Source organism: Bacillus sp. BML-BC051 (assembly GCF_019656175.1).
GTDB lineage: Bacteria > Bacillota > Bacilli > Bacillales > Bacillaceae_G > Bacillus_A > Bacillus_A mobilis.
In genome coordinates this window covers 1-595 of the sequence record NZ_BPLI01000143.1, presented here as the reverse complement: position 1 = coordinate 595, position 595 = coordinate 1, and the positions used below count along the sequence as shown (strand labels likewise).

Here is a 595-nt window from a genome sequence, read left to right as displayed (position 1 = left end):
ACTACTTCCGCAAGACATGTATGAGTTATTTTATTAAAAGTGCGGGTGAAGGGAGTCGAACCCCCACGCCAAAGGCGCTAGATCCTAAGTCTAGTGCGTCTGCCAATTCCGCCACACCCGCATATTAATGATTTAAAGAAAAAATGGGGCGACTGATGGGAATCGAACCCACGAATGCCGGAGCCACAATCCGGTGCGTTAACCACTTCGCCACAACCGCCATGATTTTCTGGTGCCGACTAGAGGACTTGAACCCCCAACCTACTGATTACAAGTCAGTTGCTCTACCAATTGAGCTAAGTCGGCTAAATGGTGGAGGATGACGGGATCGAACCGCCGACCCCCTGCTTGTAAGGCAGGTGCTCTCCCAGCTGAGCTAATCCTCCATTTGCCTGGCAACGTCCTACTCTCACAGGGACAAGGTCCCAACTACCATCGGCGCTAGAGAGCTTAACTTCCGTGTTCGGTATGGGAACGGGTGTGGCCTCTCTGCCATCATTACCAGACTGTATTCATTTAAGACAAGAATTATTGTAACTTATTTAACTTTTAAAGTCAACAAGTTTTTTATATTCTTTCAAAACTAGATAACATT

The 595-nt window shown here is 47.2% G+C and carries 4 tRNA genes and 1 rRNA gene; all 5 read right to left on the bottom strand.

Features of this window, described 5'->3' with window-relative positions:
- Positions 1 to 40 precede the first annotated feature (40 nt).
- The 5 genes from K5S59_RS29670 to rrf all read right to left on the bottom strand — a co-directional run bounded on the left by K5S59_RS29670 (position 41) and on the right by rrf (position 506).
- Positions 41 to 121, bottom strand: a tRNA-Leu gene (locus K5S59_RS29670).
- A 23-nt stretch (positions 122 to 144) separates the two neighbouring features.
- Positions 145 to 220: transfer RNA gene (locus tag K5S59_RS29665), tRNA-His, on the bottom strand.
- Positions 221 to 230: 10 nt separating this feature from the next.
- Positions 231 to 306, bottom strand: a tRNA-Thr gene (locus K5S59_RS29660).
- A gap of 4 nt (positions 307 to 310) precedes the next feature.
- Positions 311 to 386, bottom strand: a tRNA-Val gene (locus K5S59_RS29655).
- A 4-nt stretch (positions 387 to 390) separates the two neighbouring features.
- Positions 391 to 506 (bottom strand): 5S ribosomal RNA (rrf, locus tag K5S59_RS29650).
- Between the last annotated feature and the right edge of the window lie 89 nt (positions 507 to 595).